General features: G+C 63.8%; 15 protein-coding genes. 12 read left to right on the top strand and 3 right to left on the bottom strand.

Annotation, left to right across the window (positions count from 1 at the left end; genetic code table 11):
• Positions 1 to 164: 164 nt before the first annotated feature.
• The gene (locus GJA_RS20370) at positions 165 to 1,097 is read right to left on the bottom strand and encodes a LysR family transcriptional regulator (protein WP_038495951.1); all 933 of its coding nucleotides are present in this window, start codon (positions 1,095 to 1,097) and stop codon (positions 165 to 167) included.
• A 184-nt stretch (positions 1,098 to 1,281) separates the two neighbouring features.
• Here GJA_RS20370 and GJA_RS20365 point away from each other — a divergent pair, with 184 nt between their 5' ends.
• The 11 genes from GJA_RS20365 (at position 1,282) to GJA_RS20315 (ending at position 13,008) form a co-directional block, all read left to right on the top strand.
• The gene (locus GJA_RS20365) at positions 1,282 to 2,517 is read left to right on the top strand and encodes a urate hydroxylase PuuD (protein WP_038495948.1); all 1,236 of its coding nucleotides are present in this window, start codon (positions 1,282 to 1,284) and stop codon (positions 2,515 to 2,517) included.
• Positions 2,518 to 2,543: 26 nt separating this feature from the next.
• Entirely contained in the window at positions 2,544 to 3,779 is a 1,236-nt protein-coding gene (locus GJA_RS20360; protein ID WP_038495945.1) for a M20/M25/M40 family metallo-hydrolase, read from the top strand.
• 82 nt (positions 3,780 to 3,861) lie between these two features.
• Entirely contained in the window at positions 3,862 to 4,782 is a 921-nt protein-coding gene (locus tag GJA_RS20355) for a LysR family transcriptional regulator (protein WP_038495942.1), read from the top strand.
• A 98-nt stretch (positions 4,783 to 4,880) separates the two neighbouring features.
• Positions 4,881 to 5,552, top strand: coding sequence for a hypothetical protein (locus GJA_RS20350; protein ID WP_038495939.1), 672 nt, complete (start codon positions 4,881 to 4,883; stop codon positions 5,550 to 5,552).
• A gap of 88 nt (positions 5,553 to 5,640) precedes the next feature.
• Positions 5,641 to 6,933: an MFS transporter gene (locus GJA_RS20345; protein ID WP_038495938.1), complete on the top strand. Its 1,293-nt coding sequence runs from the start codon at positions 5,641 to 5,643 to the stop codon at positions 6,931 to 6,933.
• Between the two features lie 25 nt (positions 6,934 to 6,958).
• Positions 6,959 to 7,636, top strand: a complete 678-nt coding sequence (locus GJA_RS20340) for a DUF2848 domain-containing protein (RefSeq protein ID WP_038495935.1) — start codon at positions 6,959 to 6,961, stop codon at positions 7,634 to 7,636.
• 4 nt (positions 7,637 to 7,640) lie between these two features.
• The gene (locus tag GJA_RS20335; RefSeq protein ID WP_038495932.1) at positions 7,641 to 8,972 is read left to right on the top strand and encodes an amidase; all 1,332 of its coding nucleotides are present in this window, start codon (positions 7,641 to 7,643) and stop codon (positions 8,970 to 8,972) included.
• Positions 8,973 to 9,070: 98 nt separating this feature from the next.
• Positions 9,071 to 10,372 (top strand): paraquat-inducible protein A, encoded by a 1,302-nt coding sequence (locus GJA_RS20330; protein ID WP_081905512.1) that lies wholly within the window; start codon positions 9,071 to 9,073, stop codon positions 10,370 to 10,372.
• Positions 10,365 to 11,984 (top strand): PqiB family protein, encoded by a 1,620-nt coding sequence (locus tag GJA_RS20325; protein ID WP_038495929.1) that lies wholly within the window; start codon positions 10,365 to 10,367, stop codon positions 11,982 to 11,984. Before GJA_RS20330 ends, GJA_RS20325 begins: the two co-directional genes overlap by 8 nt.
• Entirely contained in the window at positions 11,981 to 12,595 is a 615-nt protein-coding gene (locus GJA_RS20320) for a PqiC family protein (protein WP_038495927.1), read from the top strand. The genes GJA_RS20325 and GJA_RS20320 overlap by 4 nt, the downstream gene beginning before the upstream one ends.
• A 26-nt stretch (positions 12,596 to 12,621) precedes the next feature.
• Positions 12,622 to 13,008, top strand: a complete 387-nt coding sequence (locus GJA_RS20315; RefSeq protein WP_038500605.1) for a hypothetical protein — start codon at positions 12,622 to 12,624, stop codon at positions 13,006 to 13,008.
• An 11-nt stretch (positions 13,009 to 13,019) separates the two neighbouring features.
• Here the strand turns inward: GJA_RS20315 and GJA_RS20310 are convergent, their stop codons facing one another.
• Positions 13,020 to 13,922 (bottom strand): LysR substrate-binding domain-containing protein, encoded by a 903-nt coding sequence (locus GJA_RS20310; protein ID WP_038495924.1) that lies wholly within the window; start codon positions 13,920 to 13,922, stop codon positions 13,020 to 13,022.
• Positions 13,923 to 14,028: 106 nt separating this feature from the next.
• On the opposite strand from GJA_RS20310, the gene GJA_RS20305 reads away from it, so the two are divergent.
• Positions 14,029 to 14,922, top strand: a complete 894-nt coding sequence (locus GJA_RS20305) for an alpha/beta fold hydrolase (protein WP_038495922.1) — start codon at positions 14,029 to 14,031, stop codon at positions 14,920 to 14,922.
• Between the two features lie 257 nt (positions 14,923 to 15,179).
• Here the strand turns inward: GJA_RS20305 and GJA_RS20300 are convergent, their stop codons facing one another.
• On the bottom strand, positions 15,180 to 15,656 hold the full coding sequence (locus tag GJA_RS20300; protein WP_144241603.1) for a hypothetical protein: 477 nt from the start codon (positions 15,654 to 15,656) through the stop codon (positions 15,180 to 15,182).
• Positions 15,657 to 15,747 lie beyond the last annotated feature (91 nt).

Raw genomic sequence — 15,747 nt, 5'->3', positions numbered from 1 at the left:
CTCTTAGAGCCTATCCCAGTAGATGAATACGCCCTATTCTGGCGCGCCTCAGGAACGGGGACTGCGTTGATCGTCGTCGCGTGGCTCGCCACGCTTCCTCCTCACGCCTGGTCCGCGCTCCAGATGCGCGGCCAGAACAAGACGCTCACTACTGGGATAGGCTCTTAGCGCAGCGCCTTGGCGGCGGCGCTGACCTGGTCGCGCAGCCATTTATGTTCCGGCGCCTGGTGTACGCGCTGGTGCCACAATTGATAAAAGCGCATCGGCGGGAATTTCAGCGGCACGGCATAACTTTTCAGCGGCAGCGTCTTTTCATAAAAGCGCATGAACTGGCGCCCGGTGGTCAGCACCAGGTCGGTTTGCGTCAGCATATAGGGAATCAGGCCGAAGTACGACGATTCGACCACCACGTTGCGCTGCAGGTTATGCCGTTCGAGGAAGGCGTCGATCACGCCGTGGTAGCCGGGCAGCATTTGCGACGGCGCGATATGCGGCAGGCTCAGGTAGTCGGCCACGGTCATCGCATCGCTGGCGGTGCGCCGCGCGTAGGCACTTTCGGCGTGCATGGTGCAAATGATCGGATCTTCGAACAGCTTGGAAATGTGCAGGTGGGCCGGCGGTTCGTCCCAGTTGGCGATCACCAGGTCCATGTCGCCATCTGACAACAAACGGATGTAATCGACGCCGGCGCCGAGGTTGTGGATCACCACCCGGCTTTTCGGCGAACCGCGCCGCAGCAGCGCCACCACGTTCGGCAGGAACTGGCTGTCGAGATAATCGGGGGCGGCGATATGGAAGGTGCGCGCCTCTTCCTGGGCCACGAACGGGGTCTTTTTGACAAACAAACTTTCGGTCTGGTCGAGGATGCGCTTGGCCGGATTGAGCAAGCTTTCGCCATGCTGGGTCGGCACCATGCCGCGCGCGCCGCGCACCAGCAGCGGGTCGCCGGTCAATTCGCGCAATTTGCGCAGCGACGCCGAAATCGACGGCTGCGGCTGGTTCAGCTTCAGCGCCACGCGCGAGACGTTTTTCTCGACTAACAAGAGATAAAGGATGCGGATCAGGTGCAGATCGAGATGTTGTGGCAGGCTGGACATGGCTGGCTGGGGTGTATATGAAAACGAATATGTCAAATATACGTGATTTTTCATGTGGCCAGAGACAATTCAGTTTATCTTGCCTAACTTAGGGCAGCTTCGAGCCTACGCTTTGGCTCGGCTGTTTGCTCAATAATGCAGTAAGTTTATCCACTATCTTTGCCGTCCCGCTTGAAGGAAATCCATGGAAGTTTTTGCCTATCTGATACCGTACGGCCTTGAATGGCTCAACCTGATCGTGCGCTGGCTGCACCTGATCACCGGCATCGCCTGGATCGGCGCTTCGTTTTATTTCGTCTGGCTCGATAATTCGATCCGTCCGCCGGCGCCCGGTTCCGACCTCGCCAGGAAGGGCGTGTCGGGCGAATTATGGGCGGTACATGGCGGCGGCTTTTACCATCCGCAAAAATATCTGGTGGCGCCGGCCGAGCTGCCGAAGGATTTGCACTGGTTTAAATGGGAAGCCTATACCACCTGGCTGTCCGGCATCGCGCTGTTGACCATCGCCTATTATTTCAACGCGCAGGCGATGATGGTCGACAAAGCGGTGGCCGACATCGGCAGCTGGCAAGCGATCGGCATCGGCATCGGCGCGCTGGTGCTGGGCTGGGTGGTTTACGATACCTTGTGCCGCTCCAGGCTGGCCAAATACGAATTGTGGTTTGGCGTGACGATCTTTGCGCTGCTGGTCGGCGCGGCCTGGGTGCTGACCCAGTTCCTCAGCGGCCGCGCGGCCTACATCCACGTCGGCGCGATGATCGGCACCATCATGGTGGCCAACGTGCTGATGCTGATCATTCCCGGCCAGCGCAAGATGGTCGAGGCCATGTCGGCCGGCAAGCTGCCGGATCCCGAGCATGGACGCAAAGCCAAGCAGCGCAGCGTGCACAACAATTATTTCACGCTGCCGGTGCTGTTCATCATGATCAGCAACCATTACGCGATGACCTATCGCCACCAGCATGCCTGGCTGGTGCTGGCCTTCATCATGGCGGCCGGCGTATTCATCCGTCACTTTTTCAATTTGCGCCACAAGGGCCGCGTGGTGTGGGGCTATCCTGTGCTCGGCGTGGCCTTGCTGCTGGCGGTTGCCGTCGCGATCGCGCCGCCGGCGCCGAAAGCCCCGCCGGCGCCGGTGGCTGGCGCCGGCGTGCCCGATCCGGCCGCGCAATTTTTGAAAGTGCAGGCGGTCATCGCGCAGCGCTGCGCGACCTGCCATGCGGCCCAGCCGAGCCAGCCCGGTTTCGCCACCGCGCCGGCCGGCATCATGCTCGACAGCGCGGAGGCGATCCACCAGCATGCGGCGCAAATCTATAAACAGGCGGTGCAACTCAAGGCCATGCCGATCGGTAACCTGACCAATATGACGGAAGACGAACGCGCCATGCTGGGCGCCTGGTTCGCCGCCGGTGCAAAATAAGCTGTAACTTCAAACGGAAAGACACTATGACGACTCAAGACCCGCGCGCCGCACTGACTCACTGGATCGATGCCCACTTCGATGAGGAAGTCGCATTCCTGCAACAACTGATACAGATCCCGACCGACACGCCGCCCGGCAACAACGCACCGCATGCCGACACCGTCGCGGCGCTGGTCGAAGGTTTTGGCTGGAGCGCCGAAAAACACGTGGTGCCGCGGCAGGCGGTCGAGGATTACGGCATGCAAAGCATCACCAACCTGATCGTACGCCGTCCGTACCAGGCCGGCGGCCCGACCATCGCGCTCAATGCGCATGGCGACGTGGTGCCGCCGGGCGACAACTGGACTTATCCGCCGTATGGCGGGGTGGTCGAGAACGGCTTTATCCATGGCCGCGCGGCGGCCGTGTCGAAATGCGATTTCGCCACCTATATCTTCGCCGTGCGCGCGCTGGAAGCGCTGGGGCTGCCGTTGAAAGGCGGCCTGGAATTGCACTTCACTTACGATGAAGAGTTCGGCGGCTTGCTGGGGCCGGGCTGGCTGCTGGAACAAAAGCTGACCCGGCCGGATTTCGCCATCGCCGCCGGTTTCAGCTACAACATCGTTACCGCGCACAATGCCTGTTTGCAACTGGAAATCACCGTGCACGGCAAATCCGGCCACGGCGCGATGCCGGAAACCGGCCATGACGCCTTGCAGGCCGCCAACAAGATCTTGAATGCGATCTACGGCCAGTTGCCGGAGCTGAAAAAAATCAAGTCCAAGGTACCGGGCATCGACAGCCCGACCATGCTGGTGGGCCGCATCGACGGCGGCACCAATACCAATGTGGTGCCGGGCAAGGTCAGCATGAAGATGGACCGCCGCATGATTCCGGAAGAAGATACCGCCGAGGTGGAACGGCAGTTGCGCGCCTTGATCGAGCAAGCGGTCAGCGGCGAGTCGGGCATCAGCATCGACATCAAACGGCTGCTGTTGTCGCATGCGCTGCGGCCGTTGCCGGGTTCCGAAAAACTGGTCGACAGCCTGCAAAAGAATGCGCAGAGTATCCTTGGCGAATCGATCCCGGCGCAAGGCACGCCGCTGTACGCCGATGCGCGGCTGTATGGCGAACACGGGATTCCGATCGTGATGTATGGCGCAGGTCCGCGCAGCGTGCCGGAATCGAACGCCAAGAAGGCCGATGAAAAGCTGGCGCTGGAAGACTTGCGCAAGGCGACCAAGGTGGTGGCGCTGACCCTGCTCGACTTCCTGGCCTGATCGTTCGATTGCTCGGGCAAGCGGGGTTTTTCACTGGGGTACAATCCGGCAGAGCCGCATTTCCTGAGAAAGATCCCGCACCTTGAACACCCGTTTTCTCGAAGCATTCGTCTGGGCCGCGCGGCTGGGCAGTTTCCGTACCGCGGCTGAAAAACTGCACATCACGCAGGCGGCGATTTCAAACCGCATCGCGTCGCTGGAGCAGGATTTCGGCACGCGCCTGTTCGACCGCGACACGCGCGAGATCCGCCTGACCTTCGCCGGCCGCAAGCTGCTGGTGCATGCCGAACGCATGCTGGAGCTGTGCCGCGACATGTACGCGGCCAGCGCGGCGCCGTCGAACGTGGTCGGCGAGGTGCGCATCGGCGCCATCGAAACGGTGGTGCACACCTGGCTGATCCCGTTCCTGCAGCGGGTGCAAGAGCGTTATCCCGGCATCGAAATCCAGCTGACGTCGGAATCGACGCGCCGCCTGCACGAGCAATTGCAGCAGGGCGAACTCGATATCGCGCTGCAAACCGATATGCTGGCCGGCGAGCATATCCGCAACACGAGCAGCGGCGCGATCGCGATGGGCTGGGTAGGCTGCGCCGCCGGCTGGCCCGATCCCGACACGGTTTTTTCGGTGGCGCAACTGGCCGAGCGCCCCATCGTCACGATGAACCGCGGTTCGCAGCCGGATACCGCGCTTAAAGCCTTGTGCCAGACCGAGGGCGTGATACCGCAGCGCATCCATAACGTCAGTTCGATTTCCGCCATCGTACGGCTGGTCAAGGCCGGCTTCGGCATCGCCGTGCTGCCGCTGGCGCCGCTGCGCGACGAAATCGACCAGGGCAACATCGCGCTGATCCGCTGCGCCAGCCAGCTCAGGCCGCAGCGCATCGTCATCAGCTACAGCAAAGACTTGACCTCCGATGCGATCGAGCTGGTGGCGCTGCTGGCGTGCGAGGAGGCCGAGCGGTTTGCGCAGGGGCTGGCCGGCGTGTATTGTCCGCCACCCTAAAGAAAAACTTATCGGTAGCGGTAAAAATAACTCGTTTGCCAGGCTGCGATGCGGAACCTATCCTGAGGCACGTCACTTTTACCTCGGAACGGATAGCCATGGATACGCCCAGCTCGCACAATTTACCTGGAATGCTCTTCGTCTGGACCGGCGCCGATGCGGCGCACGATCTCGATTTCAACCGCTGGTACGACCGCGAACACGTCGAGGAACGGGTGCGGATTCCCGGCTTCGTCAGCGGCACCCGCTACCAAAGCGTCAGCGGTCCGCGCAAATACCTGGGCCTGTACCGCACCACCTCCTTGCTGGCGTTCCAGACGCCCGAGTATCACCGGGCCTTCCAGCAGCAAACGCCCTGGTCGCTGGCCAACCTGGCGCGCATGCAAGACCCGATGCGCCGCGTCTGCGCCATCGAGGCGGAGAACGGCGCCGGCACCGGCGCATGGCTGGCCTTGCTGCGCCTCGGCGCCGGCGCGGCCGGCCAGCAGGGCGCGGCGCTCGCCAGCGTAGCCACCCTGGGCCGGCGCCTGCTGGACCTCGACGGCGTGATGTCGTCGCGCCTGCTGACGCCGGACGCGGCTTTATCCGGTCCGCTGTCGGCCGAGCAACTGGACGGGCGTGTGCTCGATCCGATCTTGCTGGTCGACGCTTCCTCGCATGCCGCCGCGCTGTTCGCTGCGCAGCTGGCGGCGCGGGAACTGGGGCTGGCTGAAAGCGGCGCGGCGATCCTGCAATTGTCGTGGCAATTGCGCGACGGCGACTTGCGCTAGGCTGCCCGGGAAGACCAGGCCTGCGCCATGGCCTCTGGCGCCTTCACGCCGCGGCGCGCACAACCATAAAATCATCAAGAGACATCCTATGCACACTCACTCGATGGCCGGCAAGGCCAACACCGGCCGGCTGGCTACCGCCAGCATGGTCGGCACGACGCTGGAATGGTATGACTTCACGGTCTATAACACCATGGCGGCGCTGATCTTCAACCACCTGTTCTTTCCATCGTTCGATCCGCTGACCGGCACCATCCTGGCTTTTTCGACGTACGCGGTCGGCTATGTTTCGCGGCCGATCGGCGGCGTCATTTTCGGCCACCTGGGCGACCAGCTGGGACGCCGTTTCGTGCTGGTGGCAACGCTGGTGATGATGGGCCTGACCACCGGCCTGATGGGATTGCTGCCGACCTACGCCACGGCCGGCATCGCCAGCCCGATGCTGCTGGTGGCGCTGCGTTTCGTGCAAGGCATCGCGCTGGGCGGCGAGTGGGCCGGCGCGGTATTGATTTCGGTCGAGCACGGCGCGCCGGACAAGCGCGGCCGCAACGCCTCGTGGACCCAGGTCGGGCCGTCGTTCGGCACCTTGCTGGCCACCGGCTGCATCGGCCTGATCACCTATCTGCTGCCGGCGCGCGATTTCCTGGCCTGGGGCTGGCGCATCCCGTTCATCGCCAGCCTGCTGCTGGTCGGCTTCGGCCTGTGGATACGGCGCGGCATCGAGGAAACGCCGCTGTTCACGGAGCTGGACCAGCGCGGCGCCAAGGCCGAGGCGCCGATCGGCGACGTGCTGCGCCTCTATTGGCGGCGCCTGCTGATCGCCGGCGGCGTGCGCATCGGCTCCGATGTGCTGTATGCGCTGGTGGTGGTGTTTACGCTGACCTATGTGACGACGGTGCTGCACCTGTCGTCGACGCTGGCGCTGACCGCGATCATGATCGGCACCGCCTGCAATGCCTTGACGGTGCCGCTGTTCGGCGCGCTGTCGGACCGCATCGGCCGGCGTCCGGTGTATGCGATCGGCGCGCTGCTGGCGCTGGCCTGGGCATTCGTGTTTTTCATGCTGCTCGACAGCGCACAACCGATCCCGATCGTCGTCGCGGTGGTGGCCGGGCTGGTGATCCACGCCGTGATGTACGGGCCGCAGGCGGCTTTCGTCATCGAACAATTCCCGACCCGGGTGCGCTATGCCGGGTCGTCGCTGGCCTACACGCTGGCCGGCGTCATCGGCGGCGGTTTTGCGCCGCTGGCGATCGCCGGCCTGTACCGCGCTTACGGCAGCACGCTGGCCGTGTCGCTGTATGTCGCGGCGGCGCTGCTGGTGACCGGCGCGGCGGTGTTGGCCGCGCGTGAAACGGGCCGTGGCCCGCTTGAAGCATAAACTGATTGAAAGAACGGAATAATCGATGCCTACTTTTACGTTTAAGCTGGCCGGCCACGGCCCGCTCAGTTTCGACATCAGCCAGCTGATCATCGCCGGCTGGACCGGCCGCGACAGCGCGATGGTCGAACATCACATCGCCGAGCTGGAAGCGATCGGCGTGGCGCGCCCGAAGAACGTGCCGACTTTTTACCGCGTCGCGGCGGCCTTGCTGTGCAGCGACGGCGCTATCGAAGTGGCGGGCGGCGAGTCGTCCGGCGAAGCGGAATGCGTGCTGTTCTCGACCGAATACGGTTTATTGGTCGGCATCGGCTCCGACCATACCGACCGCAAGGTGGAGCGTTACGGGGTCACCGTTTCCAAGCAAATGTGCGGCAAGCCGGTCGGCGCCGAGTTGTGGGCCTATGCCGACGTGGCATCGCACTGGGACCAGTTGCGCATGCGCTCGTGGCGGGTGCGGGATGGGGTATCCGAGCTATACCAGGATGGCCCGGTGACGCGCATGCTGGCGCCCGAGGATTTAATCTTGCGCTACACCGGCGCGCCGCACCTGCCAGTCGGCAGCGCGATGTTTTGCGGCACCCAGCCGGTGATCGGCGACCTGGGTTTTGGCGACGCATTCGAACTGGAACTGTATGATCCGGTATTGCAGCGCCGCTTGCATCACCGTTATGCGGTTCAGCCGCTGCCAGTGGAAGGATAAAAGCATGAATACCATCAGGGAATTGGCGGCCGCGCTGGCTTCCGGCCGCATCAGCAGCCTGGCGCTGGTCGAGCAAATGCTGGCCCGCATCGACGCCCATATCGGCGACGGCGGCGCGGCCTATGTCAGCATCGACCGGGCACAGGCGCTGGCCGATGCGCGCAGCAGCGATGGCGCGCGCGCGGCCGGCCTGGCCGCCTCGCCGCTGGCCGGGGTGCCGCTGTCGGTCAAGGATTTGTTCGACGTGCGCGGCCAGGTCAGCGCCGCCGCATCGCTGGTGCTGGGTCATGCCGCGCCCGCCGCGCAAGACGCGCCGGTCGTGGCGCGTTTGCGCGCGGCGGGCGCGGTGCTGCTGGGCCGCAGCAATATGAGCGAGTTCGCCTTTTCCGGCCTGGGGCTGAATCCGCATTTCGGCACGCCGCTGAATCCGCATGACGGCAGCCGGGTGGCGGGCGGCTCGACCTCCGGCGGCGCGCTGACGGTGGCGCTGGACATGGCGGCCGGCGCGCTGGGCACCGATACCGGCGGTTCGCTGCGGATACCGGCGGCGTTTTGCGGCTTGACCGGTTTCAAGCCGACCGCGGCCACGGTGCCGCTGGACGCCGCGGTGCCGCTGTCGACGTCGCTCGACTCGGCCGGCCCGATCGGACGCAGCGTCGATTGCTGCGCGATCTTGTACAGCGTGCTGTCGGCGACGCCGCTGGCGCAAGCGGCGGCGCCGGCGCTGGCCGGATTGCGCTTCGGCGTTAGCCGCGATTATGTCGGTGCCGGATTGGACGATAGCGTGCGGCGCAACTTCGCGCGCGCGTTGCACAGACTGCGCGAAGCCGGCGCCACGGTCGAGGAGTTCGCCTTTCCGGAATTGCTGGAGCTGCCGGCGATCAATGGCGGCGGCGGGCTGGTGGCGGCCGAAGCGTGGGCCTGGCACCGGAAATTGCTGGAGCGGCAGGGCGCCAGGTACGACCAGCGCGTGGCGGCGCGCATCCGCCGCGGCGCGCAGCAAAGCGCGGCCGACTATATCGACTTGCTCGATGCAAGGCGCCGCATGATCGCGACGGCACGGCAGCGCCTGGCCGGTTTCGACGCGTGGCTGATGCCGAGTGTCGCGATCGTGGCGCCCCCGCTGGCGCCGCTGGAAGCGGACGATGCGGCGTTCTTCGCCACCAACGGGCTGGTCTTGCGCAATACCAGCGTGATCAATTTCCTCGATGGCTGCGCCTTGTCGCTGCCCTGCCAGGCGCCCGGCGAATTGCCGGTCGGCCTGGGAATTTGCGGGCTGGCCGGGCAGGACCAGCACATCCTGGCGATCGGCCGCGCGCTGGAGGCATTGTTTTAAAATAATATTGTTACAGCGTGTTGTTGCGGTGCGGAACGAAGCGCAGTTTGTCGTATGATAGGCAAATTGATATAAAGCAAGTTGCTAAACCCTACACTGTGCATCGATACGACCTGATCAGCTGTCATGACTGTGGTTTGCTCTATCGCAAAAAACCGCTGCTGCCCCGCGAAAAGGCGCGCTGCACCCGTTGCCGCTCGGTTTTATACCGCGGCACTTCCGCTACCCTCAGTAAAGTGGTCGCGCTGACGCTGGGCGCGGCGCTGGTGTTCCTGATCGCGCAGTTTTGCCCGATCGTCGAACTCGACATCAATGGACTCAGTTCCAGCGCCACGCTGATCGGCGCCATCCGCGTCCTTTGGGGCGAACAGATGCAAGTGGTGGCGACCATGGTATTCCTGTTCACCATCTTCTTTCCCGCGCTCGAACTCGGCTCTCTGCTCTACATTGCGCTTGGCTTGCGGGCCGGTTTCAAGGCGCCCGGTTTTAACCTGGTGCTGCGCGCGGTGCAGGCGGCGCGCCAGTGGGGCATGACCGAGGTTTTGATGATCGGCATCCTGATTACCGTGATCAAGATGACCAGCCTGGCGCGCGTGGTGCCGCAGCCGGGGCTGTATGCGTTCGGCGCGCTGACCATCATGCTGGCGGTGGTGGTGTCGTTCGATCCCAAGGCGCTGTGGAATATCGGCGACGATTTGCGGCGCCAGGACTTGCCCGGCCTGCGCTACAAGGCGATTCCGCCCGGCGCCGAGATTCTCCCTTGCCACGCCTGCGGCCTGGTTGCGCCGGCGCTGAAAGACGGCAAGCGGCTGCATTGCGCGCGCTGCGGCAGCACGCTGCACCGGCGCCGTCCGGACAGCATCAACCGCACCTGGGCGCTGCTGATCGCCGCGATGATCCTGTATATCCCGGCCAACCTGCTGCCGGTGATGTACACCCATTCGCTGTTCGGCACCGAAGACGACACCATCATGAGCGGCGTGGTGTTCTTCTGGACCAGCGGTTCCATGGGCCTGGCCATCATCATCTTCATCGCCAGCGTGGTGGTGCCGATGCTGAAGCTGGCGATCCTGGTCTTGCTGGCCTTGAGCGCGCAGCGCAAGTCGCGCTGGCGGCCGCTGCAACGCACCAGGTTGTACCGCATGGTGGAATTCATCGGCCGCTGGTCGATGCTCGATATTTTCGTGGTGACGCTGACCGTGGCGCTGGTGCGCTTCCAGTCGCTGGCGGTGATCACCGCCGGACCGGGCGCGCTGGCGTTCGGCTCGGTGGTGGTGCTGACCATGCTGGCGTCGATGCAGTTCGATCCGCGCCTGATCTGGGATGACCCGCAGCGCCATCCCGGCACGACGCCGCAAGCAGCAACCCCCGTCCTGGCTCCTGGAGAAAAACATGCCTGAAAACAAAGGCGACATCACCGCAAGCGCCGACCTGGCGGAACCCGACATCGACCCGGCCAGCCGCTGGCTGCCGTCGCTGGTCTGGCTGATCCCGTTGCTGGCGGCGCTGATCGGCATCGGCCTGGCGGCCAAGTCGGTGCTCGACAAGGGGCCGACCGTGACCGTCACGTTCCGCAGCGCCGAAGGGCTGGAGCCGGGCAAGACCAAGGTCAGGTTCAAGGATGTCGAGATCGGCCAGGTGCGGGCGATTACGCTGGACCCGGATTTGTCGAAGGTAAAGGTCACCATCGACATGAGCAAGGAAGCGCGCCGCTTCGCCACCGCCGATACCCGTTTCTGGGTAGTCAAGCCGCGCGTCGGCGCCAGCGGCGTGTCCGGCCTGGGCACCTTGCTGTCGGGCGCCTACATCGGCGTCGACGCCGGCAAGTCGGAAGAGAAAAAAGAGAATTTCATCGGCCTGGAAAACGCGCCGCAAGTGACCGGCGACCAGAAGGGACGCCAGTTCACCTTGCACGCCGAAAGCCTGGGATCGGTCGATATCGGTTCGCCGGTTTTCTACCGCCGGGTGCAGGTCGGCCAGGTGATCGGTTTTTCGCTGGACAAGGCCGGCAACGGCATCACCATGAGCGTGTTCATCAATTCGCCATACGAACAATTCGTCGGCAAGAATTCGCGCTGGTGGCATGCCAGCGGCATCGACGTACGGCTCGATTCGAACGGCTTCAAATTGAATACCCAGTCGCTGGCGGCGCTGGTGGTGGGCGGCATCGCCTTCGAATCGCAAAACGGCCAGCGGCCGGACGCGGTGGCGCCGGCCAATTCGGCCTTCCTGCTGGCGGCCGATGAGGCCAGCGCGATGCGCGAACCGGATGGCGAAGCGACTACCACGGTGTTTTATTTCGACCAGTCGCTGCGCGGCCTGTCGGTCGGCGCGCCGGTCGATTTCCGCGGCATCGTGCTGGGCGAGGTGCGCTCGGTCGGCGTCGAATTCGATCCGGTCAAGAAAAACTTCCGCATGCCGGTGACGGTGGAACTGTATCCTGGCCGATTGGGCAAGCGTTTCCAGAACAGCTTGACCGAGAAAGACCGCAGCGGCGGCAATGAAATGCTGGAACGCATGGTAGGCCGTGGCTTGCGCGCGCAATTGCGCACTGGTAATTTGCTGACCAGCCAGTTGTACATCGCCCTCGATTTCTTCCCGAAAGCGCCGGCGGCCAAGGTCGATTTCAAGCAATATCCTTTGGTGGTGCCGACCGTGCCGAACAGCCTGGACGAGTTGCAATCGCAAATCGCCAGCATCGTCCGCAAACTCGACCAGGTGCCGTATGCCGATATCGGCAACAACCTGAACACGACCTTGAAAAACGCCAACACCTTGTTCAAGCAACTCGATGGCCAGGTGGTGCCGGAAATGCGCGATACCTTGTCGTCCGCCAGGCAAACCTTTGGCACGGCCGAGCAAGTCTTGCAGAAAGATTCGCCGCTGCAATCCGACGTGCGCCAGGCCTTGCAGCAATTGACGCAAACGCTGCAGTCGCTGAACGCCTTGTCCGACTACCTGGAACGCCACCCGGAATCGCTGATCCGCGGTAAAAAAGGAGATGAAAAATGAGCCGATTCCTGCACCGCGCCGGATGGGGCGCGCTGGTCACCAGCGCCGCCTTGCTGCTGGGCGCCTGTTCCACGCCGCGGCCCGAGTATTTTTATACGCTGAACGGCGGTCCCGCCGTCGCTGCCGCGCCGGTCAAGCCGGTCGCATATTATGTCGAGGTGCTGGCCGTCAGCGTGCCGCAGCAAGTGATGCGCAACCAGCTGGTGGTGACGGCGCCGTCCGGCCAGATCGAATTGCTGGAACAGCAGCGCTGGGCCGGGCCGCTGGCGGGGGAAATCGGCCAGGCGCTGTCGACCGCTCTGACCGGTGAACTGGGCGCGATCGATGTATTCCGCACGCCGTATCCGGATACCTTGCCGGTGTTTCGCATCAGTACCAATGTGCAGCGTTTTGAATCCGTGCCGGGCCAGTATGCGCTGATCGACGCGGTGTGGAGCGTGCGCCAGTTGTCGACCAACAAGGTGCTGACCTGCCGCAGTCTCATCAATCAACCAGTCGATGGACCCGGCTACGATGCGCTGGTGGCCGGCCACCGCAAGGCGCTGCAGGAAATCGCCGCGGCGATGGCCACGGCGGTACGGAGTTTTAATAATGGAAATCGCGCTTGCTGAGCGATTTTTTTGACGTCAAGGACACCATGTCATTACTCGATTTTTCCGCATTATCGGCGCTGGCCGTCGCCTCGGCGGGCATCACCCAACCATGCGGCTGCAGCAAGGTATCGCTGGCGGCCTGGCAAAGCTTGCCGCTGTCGCTGGAACTCGGCGCCTTCGAAGAGATCGGCACGCTGGTCGCCGATCCGTATGCCGAAGCGACCTTCGCCGAATACCACCCGCACGGCAGCCGTTACGACAGTATCGATGCGCCGATCGCGCCGCGCTATTTTCCGTATAACCGCAGCCAGGTGGCGCGCTGCATCGATTGCCGGCGCTGCTATCTGCGCTATAACGAAGCGGGCGGTTATTTCACCGACTTGCGGATCCGGGCCTTGCGGCCGGAGCTGCTGGTCGACGCCGCCCTGTAGCGGCTGAACCGTTATGCGGCCTGGGAACCGCGCGCGAAGCGTTTGCGGCTGCCGGCCTCATGCACGGCCCTGAGCAGCGCCGTCGTCGCCTCGGTCTTCTTCCTGAGGAAAGCATAAAAGCGCACCTCGGGCAGCGGCGGCAAGCCGTCGGCCGCGCCCAGTTCGCGCAAGCCGTCGCGCAACTGGCTGCGCGCGATCGGCGTCACGGCAAAACCGGCCAGCGCGGCCGACAGGCAGCCGGCCATGCTGCTGCTTTCAAATGCCATGCGCCATGGCCGGGCGGCGCCGCCCAGCGCCGCGATGGCCGATTCACGGTAGATGCACGGCTCCGGAAACACCGCCAGCGGCAGCGCCGCCTGGCCATCCAGCGCGCGGCTGTCGGCATACGCCCACACCAGCGGCTCTTGCCACAGCAGTTCGCCGATATCGTCCATGCGCCGGCACTGCTTGCCGAACACGGCGTCGAGGCGGCCCCGGTCTTGCTGGCGCAGCAGCTCGGCGGTAATGCCGACCTTTAATTCGATCGACGCCTGTGGATGCCAGCGCTGGAAGGTCTCCAGCACCTGCGGCAGCCAGGCGGCGGCGAAATCCTCCGACGCGCCGATGCGCAGCCGTCCGCCGATGGCGCCGCCGCGCAGGCGCGCGCTGGCCTCGCGCTCCAGCTCGACGATATTGCGGGCATAGGCGTACAAGGTTTCGCCGGCCGCCGTCAATTCCATGCGCCGCGTGGTGCGCACCATCAAACGGCTGCCGATACTGTCTTCCAGCCGCTTGATATGGCCGCTGACCGCCGAGGCGGTCAACGCCAGCCGCTCGGCCGCCGGCGCGAAGCCCTTGCGGTCGACGACTTCCAGAAAACTGCGCAACAGCACGATTTCCAGCGTGGCCGAGTGGGCGCTTGCGGTGCTATCCATCGTCTTTTATTCAGTGAGATTAATTGGGAGTGGAACTGAATTGATCATGAATCAAGCTGAATGATCGCGCTAACATCGCTGCAAGTCAATTCAAAAGGAGTGCATGATGCCTGAATATCGTTTCGTGACGACGCCGTTGCTGGACATCGGCTACCTGGAGTGGAATCCGCAAGGCAGACGTACGGCCGTGCTGGTGCATGGCTGGCCGGACAGTCCTGAGAGCTGGGCCGGCACGGCGCCGCTGCTGGCCGCGGCCGGTTACCGCGTGCTGGCGCCGGCGCTGCGCGGTTTTGCGCCCACCACCTTTCGCGCGGCGGCGACCCGGCGCAGCGGCGAACTGGCCGCGCTGGGCCGCGACCTGCTCGACTTCATCGATGCACTGGCGCTCGAGCGTCCGTTATTGGTCGGTCACGACTGGGGCGCCAGGGCGGTGGCCAACGCCTGCGGCCTGCGCGCGCAAGTGGCTTGCGGCCTGGTGATGCTGTCGGTCGGTTATGGCACCAACGACCCGCACCAGGCGCTGTCGTACCAGCAGGCGCGCAATTACTGGTATCACTGGTGGCTGGCCACGCCGCGCGGCCAGCACAGCGTGGAACACGAGCGCCATGCGTTTGCGCGCACCATGTGGGATACCTGGGCGCCGCAGGGCTGGTACCGGGAACAGGATTTCGACGTGGCCAGCCGTGCCTTCGACGGTCCCGACTGGGCCGCGGTGGTGCTGCATTCCTACCGCCACCGCTGGGGTTTTGCCGATGGCGATGCGCGCTACGCCGACGATAACGCGATGCTCGATCCTGCGCCGCTGCTGGCCGTGCCGACGCTGGTGCTGCACGGCGGCGTCGACACGTGCAACCATCCGGACAGCTCGAAGGACCGCGAGCGTTTCTTCAGCGGCCCGTACCGGCGCCTGGTGCTCGACGGCGTCGGTCATTTCCCGCAAAGGGAGGCGCCGCTGGCGGTGGCGCGCGCGATTCTGTCGTTGGCCGGCGGCGATGAATAAGAGCCTATCCCAGTAGATGAATACGCCCTATTCTGGCGCGCCTCAGGAACGGGGACTGCGTTGATCGTCGTCGCGTGGCTCGCCACGCTTCCTCCTCACGCCTGGTCCGCGCTCCAGATGCGCGGCCAGAACAAGACGCTCACTACTGGGATAGGCTCTAAGCCGCCGCCGAGATGCGTTTTAGCCGCGTGTTCGAAGCGCTGCGGCTGGTCCGCCGGGATGGCGCGGTTTTTTTAGGGATTGAGGATTGGTGTCCTTTATTTCGGCCCATAAAACTGAAAAGTCTGGGCCACCAGCAACTTGACCGGGAAGCCGGTTTGCGACTTGAATTCCTTGACGCCGGTAATCTTGTAGGCGCCGGCCTGGAACTCTTCCCCTTCGGCCCAGCTATGGTCCTTCATCGCAAACTGCAGCAAGCGCTTGTCGTTATAGCGATAGGTGAAGATCGTGTAGGCGCCGACGCGGCTGGTCACGACGAAGCGCTCGTCGCGGTGATCGGCGATCAGCAGGCTCCCGGTATAGTGGTCGATGCCGATTTCATCGTTCATGATGCCGACAATCGCATCGGTGAAACTGCATTCGACATCGATAATCCTGTCGCGCGCCTTGGCGATTTTCAGCACGTCGTCGTAACTCTTGTTGTGGACGATCGACCATTGGGGCGAGTCGCAATAATTGGCGGCGAGGGCGGAGTGCGAATAGAACAGCAGCAGGAGTATCGGCAGGGCTTTCATCGGGCCTTCGTGGATCAATACGTGTCTTGCGGAGACGGGAGCTTACTTTATATTAAACTTTGTCGCGAAGCCATGTCTGGCTTTTGCCGCG

The sequence above is a fragment of the Janthinobacterium agaricidamnosum NBRC 102515 = DSM 9628 genome (assembly GCF_000723165.1).
Taxonomy (GTDB): domain Bacteria; phylum Pseudomonadota; class Gammaproteobacteria; order Burkholderiales; family Burkholderiaceae_D; genus Janthinobacterium; species Janthinobacterium agaricidamnosum.
The sequence above is the reverse complement of the archived record's forward strand: the minus strand, read 5'-3'. Positions and strand labels throughout refer to the sequence as shown.